The 25,857-nt window shown below is 57.5% G+C and carries 14 protein-coding genes, 3 rRNA genes and 1 pseudogene; 6 read left to right on the top strand and 12 right to left on the bottom strand.

Annotated features, from left to right (window positions below):
* Positions 1–10: 10 nt before the first annotated feature.
* From steA to CAURIC_RS04645, 11 genes are all read right to left on the bottom strand, one after another.
* The gene (gene steA / locus CAURIC_RS04695) at positions 11–1,204 is read right to left on the bottom strand and encodes a putative cytokinetic ring protein SteA (protein ID WP_035115061.1); all 1,194 of its coding nucleotides are present in this window, start codon (positions 1,202–1,204) and stop codon (positions 11–13) included.
* Between the two features lie 58 nt (positions 1,205–1,262).
* Positions 1,263–2,948 carry a hypothetical protein gene (locus CAURIC_RS04690; RefSeq protein WP_290183390.1) on the bottom strand — a complete coding sequence of 562 codons (1,686 nt, stop codon included), beginning with the start codon at positions 2,946–2,948 and terminating at the stop codon, positions 1,263–1,265.
* 1,249 nt (positions 2,949–4,197) lie between these two features.
* Positions 4,198–5,868 carry a DNA repair protein RecN gene (gene recN / locus CAURIC_RS04685; RefSeq protein WP_035115067.1) on the bottom strand — a complete coding sequence of 557 codons (1,671 nt, stop codon included), beginning with the start codon at positions 5,866–5,868 and terminating at the stop codon, positions 4,198–4,200.
* Positions 5,869–6,786 carry an NAD kinase gene (locus CAURIC_RS04680; RefSeq protein WP_035115069.1) on the bottom strand — a complete coding sequence of 306 codons (918 nt, stop codon included), beginning with the start codon at positions 6,784–6,786 and terminating at the stop codon, positions 5,869–5,871.
* Positions 6,783–7,616, bottom strand: a complete 834-nt coding sequence (locus tag CAURIC_RS04675) for a TlyA family RNA methyltransferase (RefSeq protein WP_070433566.1) — start codon at positions 7,614–7,616, stop codon at positions 6,783–6,785. The genes CAURIC_RS04680 and CAURIC_RS04675 overlap by 4 nt, the downstream gene beginning before the upstream one ends.
* Before the next feature lie 38 nt (positions 7,617–7,654).
* On the bottom strand, positions 7,655–7,867 hold the full coding sequence (locus CAURIC_RS04670) for a hypothetical protein (RefSeq protein WP_156963500.1): 213 nt from the start codon (positions 7,865–7,867) through the stop codon (positions 7,655–7,657).
* A 55-nt stretch (positions 7,868–7,922) separates the two neighbouring features.
* Positions 7,923–8,915: an HAD-IA family hydrolase gene (locus tag CAURIC_RS04665; RefSeq protein ID WP_290183389.1), complete on the bottom strand. Its 993-nt coding sequence runs from the start codon at positions 8,913–8,915 to the stop codon at positions 7,923–7,925.
* Between the two features lie 6 nt (positions 8,916–8,921).
* Positions 8,922–9,932 carry a tetratricopeptide repeat protein gene (locus CAURIC_RS04660; RefSeq protein WP_035115074.1) on the bottom strand — a complete coding sequence of 337 codons (1,011 nt, stop codon included), beginning with the start codon at positions 9,930–9,932 and terminating at the stop codon, positions 8,922–8,924.
* A 294-nt stretch (positions 9,933–10,226) separates the two neighbouring features.
* Positions 10,227–10,343: ribosomal RNA gene (gene rrf / locus CAURIC_RS04655) — 5S ribosomal RNA — on the bottom strand.
* Positions 10,344–10,628: 285 nt separating this feature from the next.
* Positions 10,629–13,711 (bottom strand): 23S ribosomal RNA (locus CAURIC_RS04650).
* Between the two features lie 414 nt (positions 13,712–14,125).
* Positions 14,126–15,646 (bottom strand): 16S ribosomal RNA (locus CAURIC_RS04645).
* The 16S, 23S and 5S rRNA genes sit together here, the layout of an rRNA operon.
* 1,328 nt (positions 15,647–16,974) lie before the next feature.
* On the opposite strand from CAURIC_RS04645, the gene CAURIC_RS04640 reads away from it, so the two are divergent.
* The 6 genes and pseudogenes from CAURIC_RS04640 to CAURIC_RS04615 all read left to right on the top strand — a co-directional run.
* Complete coding sequence (locus CAURIC_RS04640) at positions 16,975–17,958, top strand: ABC transporter permease (RefSeq protein ID WP_282941072.1); 984 nt, start codon at positions 16,975–16,977, stop codon at positions 17,956–17,958.
* Position 17,959: 1 nt separating this feature from the next.
* Positions 17,960–18,907, top strand: coding sequence for an ABC transporter permease (locus CAURIC_RS04635; RefSeq protein ID WP_035114241.1), 948 nt, complete (start codon positions 17,960–17,962; stop codon positions 18,905–18,907).
* Positions 18,904–20,784, top strand: coding sequence for a dipeptide ABC transporter ATP-binding protein (locus CAURIC_RS04630; protein ID WP_035114239.1), 1,881 nt, complete (start codon positions 18,904–18,906; stop codon positions 20,782–20,784). The genes CAURIC_RS04635 and CAURIC_RS04630 overlap by 4 nt, the downstream gene beginning before the upstream one ends.
* Positions 20,785–20,940: 156 nt before the next feature.
* Positions 20,941–22,656 (top strand): ABC transporter family substrate-binding protein, encoded by a 1,716-nt coding sequence (locus CAURIC_RS04625; RefSeq protein ID WP_052095004.1) that lies wholly within the window; start codon positions 20,941–20,943, stop codon positions 22,654–22,656.
* A gap of 136 nt (positions 22,657–22,792) precedes the next feature.
* On the top strand, positions 22,793–23,491 hold the full coding sequence (locus CAURIC_RS04620) for a helix-turn-helix domain-containing protein (RefSeq protein ID WP_290183388.1): 699 nt from the start codon (positions 22,793–22,795) through the stop codon (positions 23,489–23,491).
* A 294-nt stretch (positions 23,492–23,785) separates the two neighbouring features.
* A pseudogene (locus tag CAURIC_RS04615) lies at positions 23,786–24,244 on the top strand (IS30 family transposase); the annotation flags it as partial.
* Positions 24,245–24,460: 216 nt separating this feature from the next.
* Here the strand turns inward: CAURIC_RS04615 and tyrS are convergent.
* The gene (tyrS, locus tag CAURIC_RS04610; protein WP_052094721.1) at positions 24,461–25,825 is read right to left on the bottom strand and encodes a tyrosine--tRNA ligase; all 1,365 of its coding nucleotides are present in this window, start codon (positions 25,823–25,825) and stop codon (positions 24,461–24,463) included.
* Positions 25,826–25,857: the final 32 nt, after the last annotated feature.

Below are 25,857 nucleotides of genomic sequence, written 5' to 3'. Positions count from 1 at the left end.
AGGATCCTCCCTAATTCTTGAAGAGGTCCTGGAAGCTCAATGCAATGCCGTTCCAGGTATCGATGAGATTATCCACGAATCCCTGATCCCCGCTAAATCCGGCTATCGCGATAATGACCACGATAGCCAGCAACACGCCCAAGATCGCCCACAGCCAGCCGCTGCCGGACTTGGACACCCGGTACAGCTCGGCGACGGCGGTGGAATCGACAAGTCGGGAGCCGACCTTCAAGTGGGTGAGCATCGCAGAAGGGGTCTCGGGATCGTGAGCTTGGGAGAACAGGGTATCCAGATTGAGGTTCTCACCGAGGTGAACGACCATGGACGCGCCATGGTACTCCGCCAGCAGCAGCGCCAAGTGAGTGGGGTTGCTCGTCGCAGCGGGGAATGTCATCGCGCCCACGCCGAGGTCCTGAATACGCTCCAAACCGGGTGCGTGCCCGTCCGGACCAGCGGGCAGGACCACCAACGCGCCGGAACGCAGGGTGTTCGTCGCAATGGTCTCGGGGTCGCCGAGGATGATCCGCGGCTTGTGCCCCTCGGCCAGTAGTTCGTCGGCCGCAGCCCCAACCCCGATGATGATCGGGTCATACTCGCGGATAAAGTAGCGCAGATCCTTCAACTTCTCGTGTAGCCGCGGATCTGGGCTGACCACCAGCACCTTGCGGTCGTCCATGTCCACATCGACTTCCGGAATGCCCAACCCGTCGATGAGCAGCGGGGACTCACTCCGCACAAACTCCGCCGTGTTGCCACTAAGGGCCTCCATGTGATCGCCCAGGGAATCGCGGGCCTCGTCGAAACGCTCCATTGCGGTATCGAGGTCCAGCTCATCACCACCGCCGATGGACCGGTCACCGTAGAAAACCTTGCCTTCATCGAGGCGCGCTTTCTTGCCGTTTTTGATCTTGCGAGCCACTTCGTCATCGGCATTTTCCACCAGGATAATCCCGGAATCCAGCATCATCTGCGGACCGAAGTTCGGTACGCGACCGGTGGTGAAGGGCGCGACGTTCACAACTGCACCTACCTGGGCATCGATGAAGCGCTGCGCCATCGAGCGGTTGATATCAGGTTGATTGATGACGGCGATGTCACCAGCGCCCAACTTCCCCTTGGTGAGGTTCTTGTGAATCCCCTTGGGGCCAGTGAGGTCGCGGGTGGCACCGATGAGGCCGGGCTGGTCGGAGCGGGATCGAGTCATGGCGCCTATTGTGGTGCCGCTGTGACTGATGTTGTTGTAGGCGCGCCGGGTTGCGCGGCTATTTCCCAGTAATCACCTTCCGCACGGTCCTCCGCTTCTGCTGCCGTCCCATGAACTGCCGAGCGAAATACTCGCGGTCGGACTTGCTGAAGTTGAATACCTTGGCGCTGGCTTTGGTTGCTGTGCCTCTACCGCCGACGCCCATCGCTCCCCGCGCGCCCGCCGATGATTGTGTGCCCGAGCCAACCGGGGCTGCGCCGAACGCGCCGCGCACCACGTTGGACTGGCCGACGGTCTGGGCAGCATATGGTAAACGGGGCACGCGAGGGGAACCGGCGGCGCGTCCCGCGGTTGGATTGGTACCTCCCGCTGCAATCGCACCGGAGGATCCCAGCGGAGACGGCCCAGACACACCCCGGACGATCCCCGTAGCTCCGCCCGCTGGTGGTGTCGCGCGCGGAGCGGAAAGCGGGGTGACGTTCGATACAGTCCGAGAAACGGGCTGCGCGGATTCGGGCGCAGGCGCAGGGCCAGCCGTTGCAGGCCGGACGGACGCGACCTGAGCATTGGCCGTCGGCGCGGGTGACACGAGGTGCAGCGGAGACCCGGCGGACGGCGCGTGCGCTGCGACAGGTGCACCTGTTGCGGGTGTGAGATGGGGAGGGCTGGGTGGCGTCGAGACAGGGGAAGTAGCAGCGCTAGCCGGGGTGGCGACAACCTGCGACGGTGACCCGTGACCGGCCTGGGCCGCAGCATGGGAGGCATGGTGAGCCATGGTGCCGGTGGCGGTTGGTGCAGCAGATTCGGTCGTCCCGTTGATGGTGTTGATGACGGCGGGTGCGGAAGAGTCGCCGAATGCACCGGCACTCAATGTGCCGCCGCCAGAGCGGATTGTGATGGGCACACCCAGATTGGATACGGGTGGCTTGACTAACTCAAGCGAGGGTTGCAAGTGCGATGACACGAACGATGCCACCGCGGCTTGCTCGGCGGCGAGGCGCTCAGCGGGTGAGGTGATCAGCGCGGTGCTGGCCTGGATTGAGTGCAGAGCGGCGAGGTTGGTGGCGCGGATGGTGGGGAATTGCCCCACGGAAGCGGCCATTGTCATGGTGTTGGCGCTGACCACGGTGCCGAGTTTGACGAGGTCGCCGATGGCAGCGCGGGCGGCGTCGAAGGAGGTCCCCTGTGCACTGGCGGCGATCATGTTGGACGCGTTGTTAAGGCTGGCCATGGCGGTGCCGAGTTGGCGGCCTGCGTCACTCCAACGCTTCGCAGCGAGGAGCGGAACGGAATCGTCGCCTTGAAAGGCCGCGATGAGTGCGGCCAAGGGTGTTGTGGCTTCGCCTGCTGCGATGGGAACGTTGTAAATGAGGTTGTCTATTTGACGTTCCGCGTTGCTGGGTAATTGCAACTGATGCTCGGAGGCATTGCGTGTGACGTGAGAATGGACGCTATCTAGAGAGGCTTTGGATAATTCTTCTTGGAGTTCGAACCCCGAAATATGGGCGGCGAATAAGTGGTGAACCCATTGGATGCGTTCGCGAATGTTTTCAATGGTATCCACCCCAGACCCTGATTGGCCAGCCCAGATGGATTGGTGCTGCGCGAAGGCCGTGTTTATTGATGGGACGGTGGTGAATGGCGCAGTACCCCCGGCAGCTTGTCGCAGCTTCAGGAGCTGCAAAAGAGCATTCTCAAGTGCTCTATTCACATTGGATAGGCCACGGACATCGAAAGATAACATACTATTCCCCCTTAATAGGAATTTATTCATAAATTAACTTATTATATTGGATACCACTTCTGCTAACGAAACGGACTTATGGCAGTTGTCTTCAAAATCCGTCCTTTGCAACATATCAACGTAAAAAGTCGCGGAAACAGATATTCGATTCATCATCATTTGTGCCCCGCATTGAAATTCAGGGAGTTGGTTTTTTCTATGAACCGGAGAAAAGGAACTACCGGGGTTCACAATCGGCCACCCTTCAAGCTTTTGAAAGCGGTGAAACTCTGTAGTGAACGTAAGTAAGACGAATCCGCCGTTCAGTAAAGAATCGCTTTTTCCATGTTCGCGGTAGTAGCAATCGCGCAACCCTGAGTCGTTGGCGCCGACCTCAGCAAACACAAACCCCACGTCCTTCATTCGTAGCTGCATCTGCCGGGAACACAGGTCCGGCAACCCCCAAAATGCTTTGTCCGCTGTGCCCGGGCCCAGCTTCGGAATATCACCCCCTTTGCCGATGTATTTCTGCGATTTCCAAACGTATCTGTCCCAGGGGTCCGCAGGTTCGGAGTCGAACCACAGCCCCTCATGCCCCGCCGGCCGAGCCCCCTCGCCGGCGGGGCTCCCCTTCTCCTGTGCTCCTGGCCGCCCAGATGAGGAATCATCTGCGCCTCCAGTTCCGCGTCCAGTGCCAGCCCCAGAGCTACCACTTTCCCCTTTCGGATCATGCGCCTGCCCCTCGCGTGCACGAGTCGATTCCCCGAAACGATCCCCCATGGTCGTCTCCGCGCCCGACATCGCGTCCTCAAGAGACACACTGCAGCCACTCAACGCAACAACCGCGATTGTGGCAACGCAAGCCGCTGCAGCGCCCCCAAAATATTTCCGCATGAAGCATCCTCTTACTTGGTGGTTTCATTCCCAGCTCCAGCTCCCCACCGCTGGCCAAGCTCAATCCCGCAACTTAACCACAGCAGTAAAACTGCACTGGCAGGCACTCGTCCCCGTAACTCCAGTCAGTCCCACCAACACGAACTTCCTGGACTACCCGAACACCTGGCAAAGCTTGCTCCTGCCCCTAGCGACTATCGCCTGCTTTACATTGCCAAACTATACACAGCTTGCTTTACGCCATCAGTGCATTTTTTCGCAGAACTGAAGCCACAAAACCCCTGGATAGCAAGCCCCTGCTCCACATCTGCAGTCTTAAGTGCAAAAACACATTAATGTAAGTAGAGCTAACTCAGCGAAAATTTTTTCAAAAAGTTTAAAGCTCGGCCTTAGCTTCACGCGCCATAGACAGCAGCTCTTCTGCATGGGCCCGGCCCGTTTCGCTTTCTAGGCCCGCCAACATGCGCGACAGCTCTTCCGTTCGCTCCTCCGCGGACAGAGTCCGAACCGAAGACGATACCGAGTCCTCGCTGGCGGCCTTGGAGACATACACGTGGGCGTCGGCAAAAGCAGCAACCTGCGGCAAGTGGGTAACCACGATGACCTGGTTGTCCACAGCTAGCCTGGCCAGCCTCCGCCCAATCTCCACAGCGGCCTTGCCACCCACTCCGGCATCAACCTCGTCAAAGACCATTGTGCGGCCCTTGCCCGCCAAAATGACCTCCAACGCCAACATCACACGCGAAAGCTCGCCACCGGAAGCCGAAGCCGCCAGCGCCGTATCATGCCCGCCCTGAACCAGACGGAACTCCACCTCGTCCAACCCGTGCGCGTTCGGCTCCCCCTTGGTGATATCCACGCGCACCTTAGCCGACATGTGCAGCCCGCGAATCTCCTTCGTCACAGCCTCACCGAACTGCGTCGCGGCCTTCGCCCGAGTCTTAGACAGCTTCTCACCCACCGTCATCATCGCAGCCCGCGCTGCCTCGACCTTCGCTGTCAGCTCCTCGATCGCCGCCCCGGACACGTCGATGGTCTCCAACTTCGCCCGCGCCTCATCGCGCCACGCAATCGCACCGTCCACATCCACGGCAAACTTCCGCAGCTCCCGCAACTGCTGCTGACGCTCCAACAACTGTTCCAGCGAATCCGGATCCGGCACGTCCAGCATCGCTTGGCCCAGCTCCATGGCCACATCGCTCAACTGGGCTAGGATCTCCTGCAACCGATCAGCCAGCACCGCTAACTGCTGGTCATTCCCCGCCGACCCGTTCGTCAGAGCGCTCGTGGCCTGCCCCAGCAGATCGCTCGCACCCGCGTTTTCCGGGTCGTCCTCATCACCATCAATAGCCCCCAGGGCCTGCTGCAACGCCATTCGCACATCATCGGCGTCCTGTAAGCGCTGAATGGACGCCTTAAGCTCCTCATCCTCACCGGGTTGCGGATCGATCTCGTCAATCGTCTCCACGGCCCGCTGCAGCGTCTCCGCCTCGAGCGCCAATTCCCTCTTGGCCTCCAGTCGTCGCTTCAGGTCGGCTGCTTTTTGTTTCCAGTCCTTGCGCTTTTCTTTATACGACGCCACGAGCTCCTCCACCCCGGCAAACTCATCCAGCGCGTGCAACTGGCGAACGCTATCCAGCAACCTCAACTGGTCGTTCTGGCCATGAATCGTAATAACGTGCCCAGCGAATTCCCCCAACACGCCCGCGGCCACCGTCTTGCCCGCCAAATGTGCCCGAGACCTGCCGGCCGCGGTCACGGTACGCGAAGCAATAACCTCGCTCCCATCCACGTAACCACCGATGTCCTCTACCATCGCAGCCACCTCGGCGGAGTCTGTGGCGAAAATGCCCTCCACACTGGCTTTATCCGCGCCCGCACGCACCCGGGAGGCATCCGCGCGATGGCCCGAAAGCAACCGCAGGCTGGTCACTACCATGGTCTTCCCGGCGCCGGTTTCACCCGTCACGACGGTTAACCCATCAGAAAACTCGGCTTCGGCCTCGGCGATCACACCGAGGTTGCGAATGTGAATCTCAGACAGCATTTAGTGGCGGGGGCCCCTCCAGCCCGTCACGGGCAGTCGGAATTTGTGCACCAAGCGATCGGTAAAAGGTGCCGAGTCCAAACGAACCCAACGCACGGGCTGCGGCCCACGGCGGATCTCCACCCGCGCGCCCGGGGGCATGTGGATCTGACGGAAACCATCCATGACCACGGTCGCAGGCGACGTGCTGGGGTTAGTTTCCACCGCAACCATAGAATTCGGTGATACCACCAGTGGCCGGCTAAACAAAGTATGCGCATTGGACGTCACCACAAGGATCGCATCCAACTCCGGCCACAGCACAGGCCCGCCCGCACTGAAGGCGTAGGCGGTGGAACCGGTGGGCGTCGACACAAGAACGCCATCGCAGCCGAAAGAAGACACGGGGCGTTCATCGACTTCCAAAATGGTATCCAACACACCTTGGCGGTTGAGGTTTTCCACCGAACATTCGTTGAGCGCCCACCCCGTGCCCAGCACGCGGCCATCCATATCGCGGGCTGTAATCGATAAGGTCATGCGATCTTCCACGCGGTAATCCTTAGCGATCACCCGCTCGATGGCCTCCTGCAGGGATTCCTGCTCCCACTCCGCCAAGAAACCAATGTGCCCCATATTGATACCCAGCACCGGCACATCGGCCGCGTGAGCAATATCAGCTGCGCGCAAGAACGTACCGTCGCCACCTAGCACCAACACCATTTCCACACCGGTCGCGGCTTCCGTAGTGTGGCCGTAGCGCTTGAAACGACCCAGGATCTCGTGGCGCGCGACAGGCGCCGGATCAGCCGTGGCCATCACGCGGACATCAATACCCCCCTCCTGCAGACGCGATGCCGCCTCAGCTGCTAACCCCAGGTTTTCGTGTACACCAGTGTGTGCGACGAGGAGTACCTCGCGTTGTGGCTTTTCGGTCATTGCGGACCCTCCTTCACTGCTTGGCGCACCATGGTGACGAGCTCTTCATCGGTCGGCGCGCTGGCCCCGCCATCCTTGACCAGCCAGAGGAAGTATTCCACGTTCCCGCTCGGTCCAGGAAGCGGAGAAGCAACCGCACCCTTCGTAGATAAACCATACTTCATTGCCTCCCGCGCCACAGTTAGCGTGACTTCTTCCCGCAGCTCGGGGCTGCGAACTACACCCCCGTGGCCCAGGCGATCCTTACCCACCTCAAATTGGGGTTTTACCATGGGCAGCAAGTCCGCCCCATCGCGCATGCACGCAGCAATGGCCGGTAAAACCAGGGTTATGGAGATGAAAGACAGATCCCCAACCATCACATCGGCATGCCCACCCAGAATGTCCGGCGTGAGGGTTCGCACGTTGGTGCGGTCGTGGACATCCACGCGGCTGTCGTCCTGCAAGCGCCAAATGAGCTGGCCGTAGCCCACATCCACCGCAGCTACTTTGGCTGCCCCTCGGTCTAGGCACACGTCCGTGAAACCGCCCGTGGAGGCCCCCGCGTCCAGCACGAACTTCCCCTCCACGGCCAATCCGCGAGGTTCGAATGCACCCAAGGCGCCCAACAACTTGTGCGCGCCGCGACTGGCCCAGCGATCGTCTTCGGATTCCGCCACCTTGATCGACACCTCACCAGTCACACCGGTCGCTGGCTTCGTGGCCTTCATTCCGTTAACGGACACTCGCCCAGCCTTGATCATCTCTTGGGCGTGCTCCCGGCTGCGCGCAATTTTCCGTTTCACCAGCTCGGCGTCCAACCGCTGTAGTTTGGATCCCTTTTTCCCCATGTGCTTGTGTGTTCTACTCGTCCCTCTTGCGCGCCCGGCTAGTTGCTGCCCAAAGCGTGGTTCACGACCCGGTGTGCTTCTTCCAGCACGGCGGCTTCGTCGCTGCCGTCAACGTTTTTAGCCAATAGCTCATCAACCGTTCTTGCTAGCTCGCTGGCTTTTTGTTCTGGGGTTTTGTTTTCTTCCTCTCGTCGACGCCCCGCTTGCTCCGCCACCGCCGCCGGTGATGGGGCCTGGGGGCTAGCGTTCATGTGGTCCACGGGATTTGTCCTTTCAAGTCACGTTAGTGGCTGGCGCTGACATTGCTTAGCGCCATGCGTCGATAGCAGCCTGCGCACTCGCGCCATCCCCGTTGATAGTAATAGCCTCCACAGACACACCCGCATCAACCTGTTGCCACACGATCGGGGCCACAGCAGCCAGTGCCTCCGCGGCCATGACGTTGGTAGGTCCTTCTTCACCGGCAGTGACGAGAATCTCGGCCCCGCCGGATTCCCGCAGGGTGGCAGACCATCCAGGCAGGTGATCACGCATGTTCGCAGCAATATACGTCGGGCGCTCCCCGGGGGCAGCCGCCAGAACATCTCGGTGGGTCGAAACACCGGTGACGGTACATAACGTAGGCAATCCTGCGTTGTTGCCGCCGGCGATATCGGTATTGAGTCTGTCACCGATCACCAACACATCACGACCTTCAAACTGGGGCATGCAAGCCTCGAACATGGTGGGCTGGGGTTTGCCAGGGGCGTCGGGTACCACCCCCGTGGCATTGGTGACAGCCGCAACCATAGAGCCATTCCCCACCATAAAGCCCCGCTCGGTGGGGAGGGTGGAGTCCAGGTTGGACGCGATGTACCGAGCACCCCGCTGGATCGCCAGTGCACCTTCGGATAGGCGGGCCCAGTTATTGTCGGGGCTGTGGCCGTGCAACACCACGGCTGGGTTATCGTCTGCGGAGTCCACGACGACGAGGCCAGCCTCCCGAGCCAGCTGTTTGAAGGAGTCCGCACCGATCACGAAGACTTTGGGTGGCACGCCATCGCTGTTGTCAAGAACCGACCGGGCCATAAGACAAGCGGCCATCGCGGAGGTCATCACCTGGTTTGGTGAAGTGGGAAAACCCAATTCCGTGAGGTGCTCAGCCACTTGTTGTGGAGAGCGGGATGCGTTATTGGTGATGTATGCGACTTGGTGATCCGCTAAGCCCTCCTTGGCACCGTCAACCGGGCGGTTGCCTTCAAAAACTGTGCCGTCTAGATCGACCATTAGGCCCTGGTACTCGCGCAGAATTGGGTGCATAGCGGTCTACTCGGTATCGTCTTGGCTGCGACGACGGGAGATCTCCTCTAAACGATCCTCGATGTCCAAGAACTTCTCCTCGTCCAGCTGGCCAGCCTTCGAGAACCAATCGTGGGCTTCGTCCAGGCGGTTGAGCTCCACCAAAGCATCGGCGTAGGCATAAAACAGGCGCATCTGCGTGATCTGTGGGGCGCTGCTGTTATCCAGCTGGCTCTCTAGCGCCAACACCGCATCCTCGTACTGGCCCATATCGGAGTGCGCACCGGCGACAACGATGGCCAATTCCACCTGGGATTCGGCATCCAGCTCAGAAGGGTCAAACTCGTTAGCAACCTCGAGTGCCTTATCGGGGCGCCCCAAGCCGCGCTCCGCATCTGCCAATACCGCTAGCATGCCGGGGCCACCCGACATTCGGCGAGCAGCACGAAGTTCTGCGATAGCTTCTTTCCACTCTCCTGCATGGTAAGCGGCGATGCCACAGGTCTCGCGGGCTACGGCCACACGACCAGCACGGTCCTTCGCGGCCCGAGCGTGCGCGAGAGCTTCCTTTGGCTTTTCATCCAGCAGCAGTGCGGTCATAATCAGGTGTTTTGCGACCATATCGGCATTGTCCTTGGACAAGCTGCGCAATTCTTGGCGCACCGAAGGGTCCAGATCCTTCGGGTCAATGTCGTTAGGCACGGATGGCTCGCTAATACGCTTGTTTATCCGCTCCTCACGGTATCCACTGCGCTGAGGTCCGGCGTGGTGGTGGCGCTCACGCTGTTGCTGGCCACCGCGGTTGGACTTGAAGCCCCCGCGGTTACCTCGGCGTTGTTCGCGGTTGCCGCCGCCCTCTTCATTCCGACGCCCCCCGCGCCCCCCTTCCCGGTTCTCATCCCGGTTTCGGAATCCCCGGTCCCGGTTGTCACCGCGGCGCCCATCGCGCCCGCGGGACCCAAAGCCCCGGTTGGAACCGCCACGTGGGCCACGGCCGCCGCCGCCTTGGCGACGGGAACCGTCGGAGTGTTCAGACATAGGATTAAGAGCCTTTCAATACATTCAAAAACTGGCAGGAGATCGCCACGTACAATACTTCCCATTGTAGATGGAAAACAGTCGTCGCTTGGCGAAGGCTCCTGCTTAGCCGGCCCGCTGGGTACGCGGGCATAAAAAAAGTGTGTGGTGGTGTGGCACCGACAACGATCTACACCACCCACCCCACCACACATGGGCATAAAAAAAGTGTGTGATGGTGCGGGGCATGCCACCAACAACACCACGTTGCTGACAACACACCCCACACCATCACACACACAAAAACAGTATAAATGCCGGCGGCGACCTACTCTCCCACACCCTCCCGAGTGCAGTACCATCGGCGCGGATAGGCTTAGCTTCCGGGTTCGGAAAGGGACCGGGCGTGACCCCATCGCAAAAACCACCGACAAACCAACAACAGGAAACAAACAACACACCCAACCACCCACAAACAGGGTGCTGGTATGCCGTAGTGTCCCAGACACTGCATAACAGACGCGAGCCCACCCACAACAGGCAGCTACACACGATAGATCCTCTACAACACAAAAAACTAGTGCCACGCAATTTTTATGCGACTCACAACCACACCACACGGCATGGACTGTGCGTGTACCACACCAACCATCATCACCAACCACACACCAACACACCACCACATGGTATGCCACTGCTCTAGCCAGTCACGGGTTATCATGTTTAGTCTCGGTCAATTAGTACCGGTCACCTCCACGTATTACTACGCTTCCAGATCCGGCCTATCAACCCCATAGTCTCTAGGGAACCTCAAACGAAACCTCATCTTGAAACAGGCTTCCCGCTTAGATGCTTTCAGCGGTTATCCCTTCCATACGTAGCCAACCAGCCATGCCACGGGCGTGACAACTGGCGCACCAGAGGTATGTCCGTCCCGGTCCTCTCGTACTAGGGACAGCCTTTCTCAAGTTTCAACGCGCACGGCGGATAGAGACCGAACTGTCTCACGACGTTCTAAACCCAGCTCGCGTGCCGCTTTAATGGGCGAACAGCCCAACCCTTGGGACCTACTCCAGCCCCAGGATGCGACGAGCCGACATCGAGGTGCCAAACCATCCCGTCGATATGGACTCTTGGGGAAGATCAGCCTGTTATCCCCGGGGTACCTTTTATCCGTTGAGCGACACCGCTTCCACAAGCCGGTGCCGGATCACTAGTCCCTACTTTCGTACCTGCTCGACCTGTCAGTCTCACAGTCAAGCTCCCTTGTGCACTTACACTCAACACCTGATTGCCAACCAGGCTGAGGGAACCTTTGGGCGCCTCCGTTACTCTTTGGGAGGCAACCGCCCCAGTTAAACTACCCACCAGGCACTGTCCCTAACCCGGATCACGGGCCGAGGTTCAGATATCCAATACGATCAGAGTGGTATTTCAACAACGACTCCACAACCACTGGCGTGGCCGCTTCACAGTCTCCCACCTATCCTACACAAACCGAACCGAACACCAATACCAAGCTATAGTGAAGGTCCCGGGGTCTTTTCGTCCTGCCGCGCGTAACGAGCATCTTTACTCGTACTGCAATTTCGCCGGGCCTGTGGTTGAGACAGCAGGGAAGTCGTTACGCCATTCGTGCAGGTCGGAACTTACCCGACAAGGAATTTCGCTACCTTAGGATGGTTATAGTTACCACCGCCGTTTACTGGGGCTTAAATTCTCCGCTTCGACCCCCAAAGGGGGTCTAACAGGTCCTCTTAACCTTCCAGCACCGGGCAGGCGTCAGTCCGTATACATCGACTTCACCGTCTTCGCACGGACCTGTGTTTTTAGTAAACAGTCGCTTCCCTCTATTCTCTGCGACCACCACCAGCTCAAAACCAGTCTGTCACCAGCAGTGGTCCCCCTTCTCCCGAAGTTACGGGGGCAATTTGCCGAGTTCCTTAACCACAGTTCACCCGATCGCCTTAGTATTCTCTACCTGACCACCTGTGTCGGTTATGGGTACGGGCCATGTATGCACTCACTAGAGGCTTTTCTCGACAGCATAGGATCACCAACATCCCCACAACGGGTACGCATCACGCCTCACCCATACACGCCCCGGGATTTACCACTGGGCGCGGGCCACACGCTTACACCACAATCCAATAAGTGGCTTGGCTACCTTCCTGCGTCACCCCATCGCTTGGCTACTACCAGCTCAGGTCCCACGCAGCCCCACACACACAACACAAAGTGCTACACGCATGGATTTGGGTGGTTAGTATCACTGATTCACCATTGGGCGCACATACACGGGTACGGGAATATCAACCCGTTGTCCATCGACTACGCCTGTCGGCCTCGCCTTAGGTCCCGACTCACCCTGGGAAGATTAGCTTGACCCAGGAACCCTTAGTCATCCGGCGGATACGTTTCTCACGCATCATTCGCTACTCATGCCTGCATTCTCACTCGCATAGCCTCCAGCACTGGGTCACCCCGCACCTTCACCGGCCACACGACGCTCCCCTACCAACCCAACAACAGTTGAGTTCCGCGGCTTCGGCGGTGTACTTGAGCCCCACTACATTGTCGGCGCAGAACCACTCGACCAGTGAGCTATTACGCACTCTTTCAAGGATGGCTGCTTCTAAGCCAACCTCCTGGCTGTCTTCGCGATCCCACATCCTTTTCCACTTAGTACACTCTTCGGGGCCTTAGCCGGCGATCTGGGCTGTTTCCCTCTCGACTACGAAGCTTATCCCCCGCAGTCTCACTGCCGCGCTCTCACTTCACCGGCATTCGGAGTTTGGCTGATGTCGCTAAGATGATAGTCCCGCTAAACCAACCAGTAGCTCTACCTCCAGGAAGAAACACACGACGCTGCACCTAAATGCATTTCGGGGAGAACCAGCTATCACGGAGTTTGATTAGCCTTTCACCCCTACCCACAGCTCATCCCCTCAGTTTTCAACCTAAGTGGGTTCGCGCCTCCACAACCTCTTACAGCTGCTTCACACTGGCCATGGGTAGATCACCCCGCTTCGGGTCCAGGACATGCCACTCAACACCCTATTAGGATTCGCTTTCGCTACGACTACCCCACAACACGGGTTAACCTCGCGACATGCCGCTGACTCGCAGGCTCATTCTTCAAAAGGCACGCCATCACCCCACAAAAAGAGGCTCTGACGGATTGTAAGCACACGGTTTCAGGTACTATTTCACTCCCCTCCCGGGGTACTTTTCACCATTCCCTCACGGTACTAATCCGCTATCGGTCACAATACAAGTATTCAGGCTTACCGGGTGGTCCCGGCAGATTCACAGCAGATTCCACGAGCCCGCTGCTACTCGGGGACACTCATCAACACCAACCACACATGCTTTCACGTACCGGACTCTCACCGTCTACGGCAGGCCATTCCAAACCACTTCCGCTAACACACATGACTGATGCACGGCCATGGCAGCACCGCACAACAAGGCCCCACAACCCCACACACGCAACCCCTGCCAGGTATCACACGCATATGGTTTAGCCATTAATCCACGTTCGCTCGCCGCTACTAGCAGAATCATTATTATTTTCTTCTCCTACGGGTACTGAGATGTTTCACTTCCCCGCGTTCCCTCCACACCAGCTATTGAATTCACCAGCGGGCGACTACACATCACTGCAGCCAGGTTTCCCCATTCGGACACCCTCGGATCAACGCTCTATTGGCAACTCCCCGAGGCCTATCGCGGCCTTACACGTCCTTCATCGGCTTACTGTGCCAAGGCATCCACCGTGTGCCCTTAACAACAAACACAACACCACAAACAATGGCAGATAGATACACTTACAATCACAAAAAAATAAAGAAGATACTCGCGTCCACTATACAGTTCTCAAACACCACGAAAACACACACCACACGCACCACCACCAGGCAGCACACACAGCACACGCTTCCCACAACAAGGAACACACTCTCATGCATCACACACAACAATGCTGTCCCAGACACCCAACAGACATGACAAACCGAAACACACGCACCCACAAAAAGGCACGCACACCGCTGCTATCCCCAACACAACACAACAACACCAACACACATCAAACTCATCAACCACCACACAACCATGCGATGACCGTGATGCACACCCCACAACAACACGCAGGATGTATCCAACAATCATGTTCACCCGGAACACAAAAACACAAAATAAAAACTCCTTAGAAAGGAGGTGATCCAGCCGCACCTTCCGGTACGGCTACCTTGTTACGACTTCGTCCCAATCGCCGATCCCACCTTCGACAGCTCCCTAACAAGTTTAGGCCACTGGCTTCGGGTGTTACCAACTTTCATGACGTGACGGGCGGTGTGTACAAGGCCCGGGAACGTATTCACCGCAGCGTTGCTGATCTGCGATTACTAGCGACTCCGACTTCATGGAGTCGAGTTGCAGACTCCAATCCGAACTGAGACCGGCTTTAAGGGATTAGCTCCACCTCACGGTATCGCAACCCACTGTACCGACCATTGTAGCATGTGTGAAGCCCTGGACATAAGGGGCATGATGATTTGACGTCATCCCCACCTTCCTCCGAGTTAACCCCGGCAGTCTCTCGCGAGTCCCCACCATAACGTGCTGGCAACACAAGACAAGGGTTGCGCTCGTTGCGGGACTTAACCCAACATCTCACGACACGAGCTGACGACAACCATGCACCACCTGTATACGAGCCACAAGGGAAAACGTATCTCTACGCCGATCCCGTATATGTCAAGCCCAGGTAAGGTTCTTCGCGTTGCATCGAATTAATCCACATGCTCCGCCGCTTGTGCGGGCCCCCGTCAATTCCTTTGAGTTTTAGCCTTGCGGCCGTACTCCCCAGGCGGGGCGCTTAATGCGTTAGCTACGGCACGGAAGTCGTGAAAAACCCCCACACCTAGCGCCCACCGTTTACGGCATGGACTACCAGGGTATCTAATCCTGTTCGCTACCCATGCTTTCGCTCCTCAGCGTCAGTTACTGCCCAGAGACCTGCCTTCGCCATCGGTGTTCCTCCTGATATCTGCGCATTCCACCGCTACACCAGGAATTCCAGTCTCCCCTACAGCACTCAAGTTATGCCCGTATCGCCAGCAGACCCGGAGTTAAGCCCCGGGCTTTCACTAACGACGCGACAAACCACCTACGAGCTCTTTACGCCCAGTAATTCCGGACAACGCTTGCACCCTACGTATTACCGCGGCTGCTGGCACGTAGTTAGCCGGTGCTTCTTATCCAGGTACCGTCACCACACGTGGCTTCTTCCCTAGCGAAAGAGGTTTACAACCCGAAGGCCGTCATCCCTCACGCGGCGTCGCTGCATCAGGCTTCCGCCCATTGTGCAATATTCCCCACTGCTGCCTCCCGTAGGAGTCTGGGCCGTGTCTCAGTCCCAATGTGGCCGTACACCCTCTCAGGCCGGCTACCCGTCGTCGCCTTGGTAGGCCATTACCCCACCAACAAGCTGATAGGCCGCGGGCTCATCTCGTACCGACAAAACTTTCCACCAACCACACTAAAGGCCGGTCCTATCCGGTATTAGACCCAGTTTCCCAGGCTTATCCCGAAGTACGAGGCAGATCACCCACGTGTTACTCACCCGTTCGCCACTCGAGTACCCTGCAAGCAGGGCCTTTCCGTTCGACTTGCATGTGTTAAGCACGCCGCCAGCGTTCATCCTGAGCCAGGATCAAACTCTCCATAAAAGCCAGTCAACAGACTCAACAAAAAAGAGAGCCACAAACCATGGCCAAAAAAATAAGAACTACTGATCAAAAAATAAATCAAATGCATCAGCTCAAACAGTCACGGGGGTGACCTCACCGACACACAAAAACAATTGAAACAACAATCATCGACTCATCCATGACCACAAAAACAAAACACGTCCTACACCACACACACACGACACAACGTGCACACATGATGATTACAATTCAAACCAACCCCACCAACAATAGGCAGGCATCACCGTGCGAGTTACCACACGACCGGCATGACCATCAGACAAACACAAACACCACCACAAACAACACCACAACAGAAATGCGACCACATGCTGATAACACACACAACCACACACCATCACCACACACACAGTATGATCCACGCACCACACAAAGGGCACGCAGGCAGCATCATCCGGACAGTCTAACCATGCATCGTTTCGTCACCGTGTATCACGTCAAAAACAACAACAATCACTGTTTCGGTTCATCACGCTATTGAGTTCTCAAACAACATTCGCACACAACAACCACACCCCAACAAACTGAGGCGATCATGCTGCAACGGAATCACAGTGTAACCTAGACCCAAACAAAAAACAAAATCCGGGTGAACACCGCCCCACACTGCCGCAGGACCCAACGTGCTACTTACCTAACAACCAACACAACACACACCCCAGCCACACTCACCACCATCGGCAAGCAAAAAAGCCTTACAAACACGGGGCAGCCCGTCGCGCTGACTTGCATAAATCTACACACCCCACACACCAACCACAAATCCCCAGCTCACACCACCAAAACACCACAACACACAACACCAACCCACCACCACACACCAACCAACACCAACCCCACACAACCCCAAGGAATCCTCACCAACAAACCAACCCACCACCACACACCCACCACACCTCTGCCTGCCAACCCCGCCTGCGATGCGCATAGATTTATGGCCACTTGGCTCCTTCCCATTGGTGCGGCGCATCAGAGCTAGTCATGTCGCGGCGACCAGCCCGCTGTTTCCGTTCGGCCGAACCCGTGAGCGAACTGCACTTTTGCGGCAGTGAATGCTTTCGCCAATCTTTTTCTCAGTCTTTTTTCTTCAATTCCCCTCGGCTGATGTTTACCTACTGGTAACTATTGCCATACCGCGACCGGCTCCTTCTCGAAGCCAACCTGGCCCCGCTGGATAACCCGGCAAGTCCAACTCCGCCTCCGGACCGAACCACGTCGCTAGGCAACTCGCCCACAAGGGCGAGGCTGCAACGAAACTCTGTACCCCAGTAGAAAAGTCGTCGCTGATGATCAAGTACCTAGCCAAGAAAGTAATAACTTGGCTTGTGGTGATTTTTCTCGCCACCAATCTCACCTATTTCCTAGCCTCACTCTTCCTTGACCCCCGATCCAACTACGTAGGGCGGCGCCCTCCCTTGCAACCCGAGGAAGTCAACCGACTTCTAGAAGCGCAAAACCTATCCCCCGAAACACCTCTACTAGAAAGATGGTGGACGTGGCTATCGGGAATTCTGTTCCACTGGGACTGGGGCAACTCGCCCATCGGTGTGCCCGTGAACGGGGAGATTAGTTATCGCATTTGGGTATCAGCCCAGTTATTGCTCCTGGCCACGATCATTTCCGTCGTGCTCGGCGTGGCTGTAGGTGTGTATACCGCATCACGGCAGTACAAGTTCGGCGACCGCGCATGGCAGGGAATATCGATCATCACCATGAACACCCACGTGGTGGTTGCCTCCATTGCTGTGGTCGCTATCGCCCTCAAGATCAATGAGGCATCGGGAAAGCGCATTTTCTACGTCACCGGTGCCGCCAACCCCAATATCGAGGGATTTTTCCCGAAATTAGTGGATACCTTGCAGCACCTTGCGCTACCCACCATCTCACTGATCATCATCAGCTACGCCGGCTACCACATGATGCAGCGTTCCCTGCTGCTCGACAATCTCAACGCGGATTACGTTCGTACCGCACGGGCCAAGGGGCTGACCCGCGGGCAAGCCATTCGGAAACACGCGCTGCGCACGTCCATTATTCCCGTAGCCACATCCGTTGCCTTTTCCGTACCAGGAATCTTCACCGGCGCCGTGATGACTGAGCGCATTTTCGCTTGGCGTGGCATGGGTCAATACTTCATCGAAACAATTTCCAAGAACGACATCCACGGAGTGGTGGCCGTTGCGGCATTCGGCGCACTCATGGTTGCTGTCTCCGCCATCTTGGCCGATCTCGTCGTCGTGGCCCTCGATCCTCGCGTAAGGGTGAGCTAGCATGACCAATCCCAACCAAGCAGACCTTAAGCGCCCTATTCACAGCGAAGACGAGTTGGCGAGGGGCGTCGATAAGAAAGCAGGAAAGAAAACCAACAACGGCAAACTAAAACTGTACGCCAAGCGATTCGTACGCAATAAGCTGGCAGTTGTCGGGCTGTTGATCTTCGTAGGCCTCATCTTTTTCTCGCTGTTCGGTGGCATGTTCACGGAGTGGAAATTCGATGATCCCGACTTCCTCAACTTGGCAACCAAGCCGGATTCTGAACACCTTTTTGGCACTACCGACGCCGGCCACGACCTATTCGCGCAAACCGTCCATGGGTTAGGTCGCTCACTGACTATCGCCGTTGCCGTATCGCTAGCTACCAGCATTTTATCCGCGATCATTGGAGCCGGTGCAGCCCTGTACGGCGGTCCTTTGGAAAAGATCGTCCTCGCGGTCATTCACTTCCTCCTGGCGATCCCTTCGTTCCTGCTGATCGCCTTGATTACAAGCGATTCCGGTGGCGACTGGAAAGTCCTCATCCTGGTGTTGATTGGGTTCGGCTGGATGTATCCGGCCCGCGTGATCTGGTCGCTGGCGCTGTCCGTACGTGAAAACGACTACGTGAAAGCGGCCCGGTACATGGGCGTATCCAAGCCCAAGACGATTTTGCGGCACATCATCCCCAACATCGGGTCCCTCCTCATCATCCAATTCGCCCTGGGGGTTGTCGCCACCGTGGTTTCGGAAACGGCACTATCTTTCCTGGGGCTCGGCGTGAAACTCCCGGACGTTTCTTTGGGAACGCTGCTGCAAAACGGTGCAGCCTCCTTGGAATCCAGCCCCTGGCAGTTCTACTACCCCGCTGCCGTTTTGACCCTTTTGACCGTGTCCATGGCATTCATCGCCGATGGTCTGCGCGATGCCCTTGATCCGAACTCCAACGCTGGAGGCCGAGCATGACGAATAACAACCCTTCTCCAATCCTCTCGGTCCGAGACCTCAACGTCACCTTCCCTTCGGAATCGGGTCTGGTACGCGCGGTGCGCGGAGTGGATTTCGATCTACACCCCGGGCGGACCTTAGGTATCGTCGGTGAATCGGGCTCGGGCAAGTCGGTGACCTCCCTGGCCATCATGGGGCTGTTGCCTGATTACGCCAAGGTGGAGGGCTCCGCACGATTCAACGACAGGGAACTCATCGGTCTCACCGATAAACAGATGACCGAGATTCGGGGCGCGGGAATCGGAATGATCTTCCAGGATCCGCTGTCGGCTCTCACGCCCGTTTTCAGTATCGGCGCTCAGCTAGTCGAAGCAATTCAGTGCCACCAAGACGTATCCAATAAGCAAGCTTGGCAGCAAGCCGTTGAATTGCTGGACTTGGTGGGGATTCCCGAACCGGACAAGCGGGTTCGGGCATTCCCCCACCAGTTTTCCGGCGGCATGCGGCAACGTGCAGTCATTGCCATGGCTATCGCCAACAAGCCGAAGGTGCTCATCTGCGACGAGCCGACCACCGCTCTGGATGTCACGATCCAGGCACAGATCCTCGATGTGATTCGAGTCGCGCAACGCGAAACTGGCGCGGCTTCCATCATGATCACGCACGACATGGGTGTAGTGGCCGGAATGGCGGACGAGGTCCTGGTCATGTACGCCGGACGGCCGGTGGAAAAGACCGATGTATTCAACACTTTCGAAGACCCCAAGATGCCTTACACCGTGGGACTGCTGGGATCTACTCCACGAGTGGACAAGCCCAACCCCGGTCCGCTCACACCCATTCAAGGTTCGCCACCGGTGGTGGTGGACCTGCCACCGGGATGCCCCTTCGCTCCCCGCTGCCCGGTGAAAATCGAAGCGTGTACCGCCGAGGAACCACCGTTTGTGCCGTTAACGGACGAGCCCTCCCATTCTGTGGCCTGCATTCGAGCCGCTGAAATCAATGGTTCACAAATCGACGGGCAAGAAATGTACCCGCAGCCTCAGCTTGCCGAGGATAAATTCGCCGGCATTGCGCGGGAAGAACGCGAAGAGGTCCTGCGCGTGGAAAACCTAGTTAAGGATTTCCCCTTAACTAAGGGCGCATTGGTGAAGCGCCGTGTCGGTACGGTACACGCCGTCAAGTCGGTCTCGTTCGATATCCGAGCTGGTGAGTGTATGGCCATCGTGGGTGAATCCGGATCGGGCAAAACCACCACGCTGCTAGAGGTCATGGAATTGAACCCTGCCGATGGAGCAACGATTGAGCTGTGTGGTGTGAATACCGCGACTATGACCAACAAGCAGCGCTTGGAAGCACGCAAGGATATCCAAATCGTTTTCCAAGACCCGATGAGTTCCCTCAACCCCCGCATGACGGTGCGCGAAGTGATTTCCGAGCCCCTACGTTCGCTGGGCTATCAGGGGGATATTGACTCCCGCGTGGAGGAATTGATGGGGCTTGTCGGTCTCGACGCCATCCACGTGGACCGCTTCCCTGGTGCGTTCTCGGGAGGCCAACGTCAGCGCATCGGCCTAGCGCGAGCCCTAGCAACAAACCCGAAACTCATTGTCTTGGATGAGCCGGTCTCTGCATTGGATGTGTCCATCCAGGCCGGTGTGATCAACCTGCTTGATGATTTGAAACGCAAGCTGGGCCTCTCCTACCTATTCGTCGCCCACGATCTATCCGTTATCCGCCACCTGTCCGACCGCGTGGCCGTGATGTACAAGGGCGAATTCGTCGAACAAGGCGATGCTGAAGAAATCTTCTCCAACCCTCAGCACGAATACACACAGAAGCTGCTCAAAGCTATTCCGGTGCCCGACCCTCGGGCAGAAAGAGAAAAGGCATGATGCGAAAAAACCGATTCGGCGGAGAACCGCCACCCCCTTTGTTCTTCGCAACTCGACCACGCTAAGCCACGCGCTGCGTAATCGATAAGCAAAGCAACAAACCCCTGACGTCTAGGGCACACTCCATCCCTTACATTTCACAAGAGGAGCGACAGCATGAACATCAAAACTACGCGAGGCAGTAAGGGTTTATACACCCGCCGCGGAGCGATCGCCGCAGTGGCAGTTGCGTCATTGACGCTGGCGGCCTGCGGAGGCGGTGACGGTGAAAAAGGCAGCAAAAAAGGCGAAGGCTCTACTAACGAATCCGTAGCCCCCGCCGCCTACAACGCCAAGAGCCGCGATGAGATCAAAGACGGTGGCGAACTAGTACTGCCCATCTCTGAAATATCCGAGCAACAGAACCCATTCCACGGTGACGGTACTCTCTACACCAATAATGTGTGGAAGATGTACAACCCGCAGGTGATCCTGTTCAGTGAAAAGGGCGATGTCATGCCCAACAAGGACTACCTCACGGACGTCAAAGAAGAGGATAAGGACGGCAAGACCGTCATCACCTACACCATCAATGATGCCGCCAAGTACAACGACGGCACCCCCATCGATTGGAAGACTTTCGAGCACACGTGGAAGACCAACAACGGTGAAGATGAAGCCTACGTGCCGTCGTCCACTGACGGTTATGAGCTCATTGAGTCCGTCAAGCAAGGCAAAGATGAGCACGAGGCCGTGGTCACGTTCAAGCAGGCTTACCCATGGTGGGGTGGCCTCTTCAACTACCTGCTTCCACCACAGGTTAAAACCGCTGATCAGTTCAACAAGGACTACCTGAAGAAGCTGCACCCAGAGTGGGGCGCGGGTCCATTCAAAGCCGCAAGTTCCAACTTCCAGCGTGGCGAAGTCACTTTCGTTCGGAATGAAAAGTGGTGGGGAGAACCCGCCAAACTGGAAAAAGTTACCATCCGCCAAATGGAGGACCAAGCAAGTCTGAACGCGTTCAAGGCTGGAGAAATTGATGCCACAGCAGTTGGGGCAAAGGACCGCTACGCAGCGGTGAAACAAATGGGTGACAAGGCGGAAATCCGCACCGCGCAGCGACCATCCAACTTCCTGGTAACTCTGAATGCAAAATCCCCAATCTTGCAGGACATCAAGGTCCGCGAAGCCATCATGACCGGTATTGATCGTTCCCAGCTGGCCAGCATTCGCTTCAACGGCTTGGACTACAGCGAGCCCCTGCCTGGATCCTTCGCGCTATTTGGCACGCAAGATGGTTACGAAGACAACTTCGGATCTGTAGTCAAGCACGACAACGAAGCAGCTAAGAAGCTACTTGACGAAGCAGGTTGGAAGGAAGGCTCCAACGGGATCCGCGAAAAGGATGGCAAGCCACTGTCCCTACGCTATGTGATTACCGGTGATAGCCCCATGGTGAAGGCCTCTGCTTCTGCCACCCAGAAGATGCTCAAGGACATTGGAATCGACGTTAAGGTTGAAGAGCGCCCATCCGCGGACTTCTCTAAGGTCATCACCAACCGTGACTTCGACATCTTCCCCATGGGCTTCAACTCTTCCGACCCATTCGGCGTGGCGTACTTCGGACAGACCTACCTGTCTAACTCGCAGCTCAACCGCTCCGGCACCGGCACCAAGGAGTTTGACGCCAAGATCCGCGAGCTGCAGAAGATTGGCAGCAAGGATGAGCAGATCAAGAAAGCCAACGAACTGGAAAAGGAAGCCTTCGGACAGTACGGTATCCTGCCTTTCGCCAACGGTCCGGACATTGTCGCGGTGAAGCCAGGCCTGGCCAACTACGGCGCGATGGGCTTTGCTTCCGTCGCAGTCCAGGACATCGGTTGGGAGAAGTAAAACTCGATTGGATTGCGGGGGTCTCCCAATCTAATCTGTAAACAGCGAAACGAATGTGCAGCAGAAGTCCAACAAAAATCGGTGGTGGGGTCTAGTGGTGAATGCAACACCCTGATTTGTTCATGAGGTGTTGATTATGTCCTACACTCCCGATCCTGCTGTTGTTGCTGCTTTCGACCTGATCGCCAACCACCGCTACAGCGCACTGCACGCAGCCCAAGCCACCGGCTGTACCGACCGTGCGTTGCGGGACTACATCACAAGCCAAGGTGCGCGCCTTGCGCGGGGACGTGGTGGTGGTCTTGCCACCGGCAAGACAGCCACGCAGATGATGGTCATGTTCTTAGCATGTGCTGGGCGAAGTGATCACGATATTGCCGCCAGAACTGGTGTCCACCCAGTTACCGTGTACCGGTGGGTACATAATTCTGTCATGCCTGTGTCCCGCCCGTCGGTATCGTCGACAAGTAACCGTGATCAACCCATTGTGTTGTCAGTAGACCCCGTGGTGGTGAATTATCAGCCAGCGACAGTCAAAGTCGGCCGGGGTATGCGCTTAACCGCGTTCGACAGGGTCTACATCAAGTTTTGCCTGGACCAGTCTTATTCCATCCGCCAGACCGCCCGACAACTCGGCAGGCATCCCAGCGTGATCAGCCGCGAAGTCACCCGCAACAGTATCGACGGGGTGTATCACCCACTGATAGCCCAGCAACGCAGCATCGATGCAGCCAAACGCCCGAAACCGCGAAAACTTGATGCTCATACCACGTTACGACGTATCGTCATTCGACTGCTTGAACCGGCAGGTCTCACCGAAACGTATCGTAGCTAGGCTGAAACGTTTATCCGGCATTCATCAGGAGTTGACCTTGTCACACGAAACGATGTACCAAGCCCTCTACGTCCAAGCAGCTGGTGGGCTACGCCATGAGTTAACCGTCGACTACGCCCTTTCGATCAGGTCGCACAGGACGACGACCCCGCTCGAAGCTACCGACTCGCGGACGCGGGGCGAAACCATGGGTTCATGGCGCGACAATACTCCACCCGCCCACCACACGCTGCTGACCGGGCAGTGCCAGGACATTGGGAAGGTGACCTCGTGTGAGGCGCTCAGGGTGGAAAGCACGCGATCATCACCTTGATAGAACGGCATAGCCGGTTGTTCATGGCCAGGTTGTTAACCACCGATCACACGTCCCAGACCGTGGTCACCGCGTTGAAAGACATGCTCGGGCAGATCAACCAGATGGCTATCGCCCCAGACCGTCGCGTCCAGACCCTGACCTGGGATCAGGGCGCGGAAATGGCTGCCAGTGGTCAGCTGGCCGAACATTTTGAGGGGTTGAAGCTCTACTTCTGCGATCCGCACTCCCCATGGCAGCGGCCGAGTAACGAGAATATTAATGCCGAGCTACGCCGATTCATTCCGAAAGGCACCGATCTTGCCACGGTGACCCATGAGCAACTCCAGGAATATGAAGACCTCATCAACGACACTCCACGGGTGGTGCTAGATGGACTGACCCCGAGGGAAGTATTCTTTAACCTCGACCCATCCGAAGATGTTGCATTCACCGCCTGACCCTTCCGGTCTTTTTGTCAGAGTTCTGCTGCACATTGTGCGGGCCTGGGGGTGGGGTGGGTGCCCGGCCGCGCCGCGAAAGCAGGACCTGAGGGTGGGTGCCCGGCTGTCCCGCGCTAGGGTTGTAGCTTCCCTCCCGCGCCAGAGTTCTACTTTCGCTCCCGCGCTAGGGTTGTAGCTTCCCTCCCGCGCCTAAGTTGTACCTTCGCTCCCGCGCTAGGGTTGTACCTTCGCCCCCGCGAAGCGCTTCTTGCCCTTGCGCAGCACCAACCAGCTGCCGTGCAGCATATCCTCGCGGGCCGGTACCCATTCCGTGTCCTCGATGCGCGCATTGTTGACGTATGCACCACCCTCGCCGACCGTGCGCCGGGCCGCACCCTTGGAAGCCTCTAGCCCGGTGGCGACCAAAAGGTCCACGATCGTGGCGTCGGAAGAAACTTCGGCAACCTCGGTCTCCTGCAATGCAGCAGCCAGAGTGGCCTCATCCAGCCCGTCCAATTCGGCCCGGCCGAACAAGGCCTGGGCTGCCAGCTCAACCTTTTCTACGGCATCGGCGCCGTGGACCAGCTTGGTCATTTCTTGGGCCAGTACCCGCTGCGCCTCGCGCTTGAATGGGCGTTCGGCAACCTCGCCCTCCAAACGCTCGATCTCCGCACGATCCAGGAAGGTGAACCACCGCAGGTAACGCACTACGTCGGCATCAGCAGAGTTAAAGAAATACTGGTACCAGCTGTACGGACTGGTCATTTGCGGATCCAACCACAGTTTGCCTCCACCGGTGGATTTACCGAACTTATTGCCCTCCGAATCAGTGACCAACGGCACTGTGAGCGCATGCACGGACTGCTGATCCACACGGCGGTTCAGGTCCACTCCGGAAACGATATTTCCCCACTGATCAGAGCCGCCCACCTGCACGCGCACGTCGTACTCGCGGCGCAAGTGCAGGTAATCGTTGGCCTGCAGCAGCATGTAGGAAAACTCAGTGTAAGAAATACCGTCGTTTTCCAAACGGCGCTTCACGGTATCGCGGGAGAGCATCGTGTTGAGCGAAAAGTTCTTGCCCAGGTCACGCAGGAAATCGATAACGGACATCTTTGCGGTCCAATCGGCGTTATTCACCAACTTCGCGCCCTGCATGGATTCCTCATCCCAATGTCCCTGGGCCCTATCCTTCTCAGTCCGGTCGCCTTCCGCGATGGGTTCCTCCCCCTCGAACACCAGAAACGCCCGCAGTTGGTTCTTGATGCGATCGAGGTTGTCCCCCACCTGCTCATCGGTAAGCATGGAGCGCTCGCCCACATCACGCGGGTCGCCGATCATGCCCGTAGCGCCGCCGGCCAGTGCGAACGGCTTGTGCCCGGCCAGCTGGAACCGACGCAACAGCAGAAGTGGAACCAAGTGGCCCGCGTGCAGTGAAGGACCAGTTGGGTCGAAACCGGCGTACACCGCGGTGGATGTTTCCAGCTGCTCGCGCAATGCATCCAGATCCGTCGATTGCGCGATCAGCCCGCGCCACTGCAACTCATCCACCAGGTTCGCCGTGGCGGACGTGGTTGGTGCCGAAACATCTTCAGACATAGCTATACCTCAAACTCTAAAAAGCGATCTTT

The sequence above is a fragment of the Corynebacterium auriscanis genome (assembly GCF_030408435.1).
Lineage (GTDB): Bacteria > Actinomycetota > Actinomycetes > Mycobacteriales > Mycobacteriaceae > Corynebacterium > Corynebacterium auriscanis.
The sequence above is the reverse complement of the archived record's forward strand: the minus strand, read 5'-3'. Positions and strand labels throughout refer to the sequence as shown.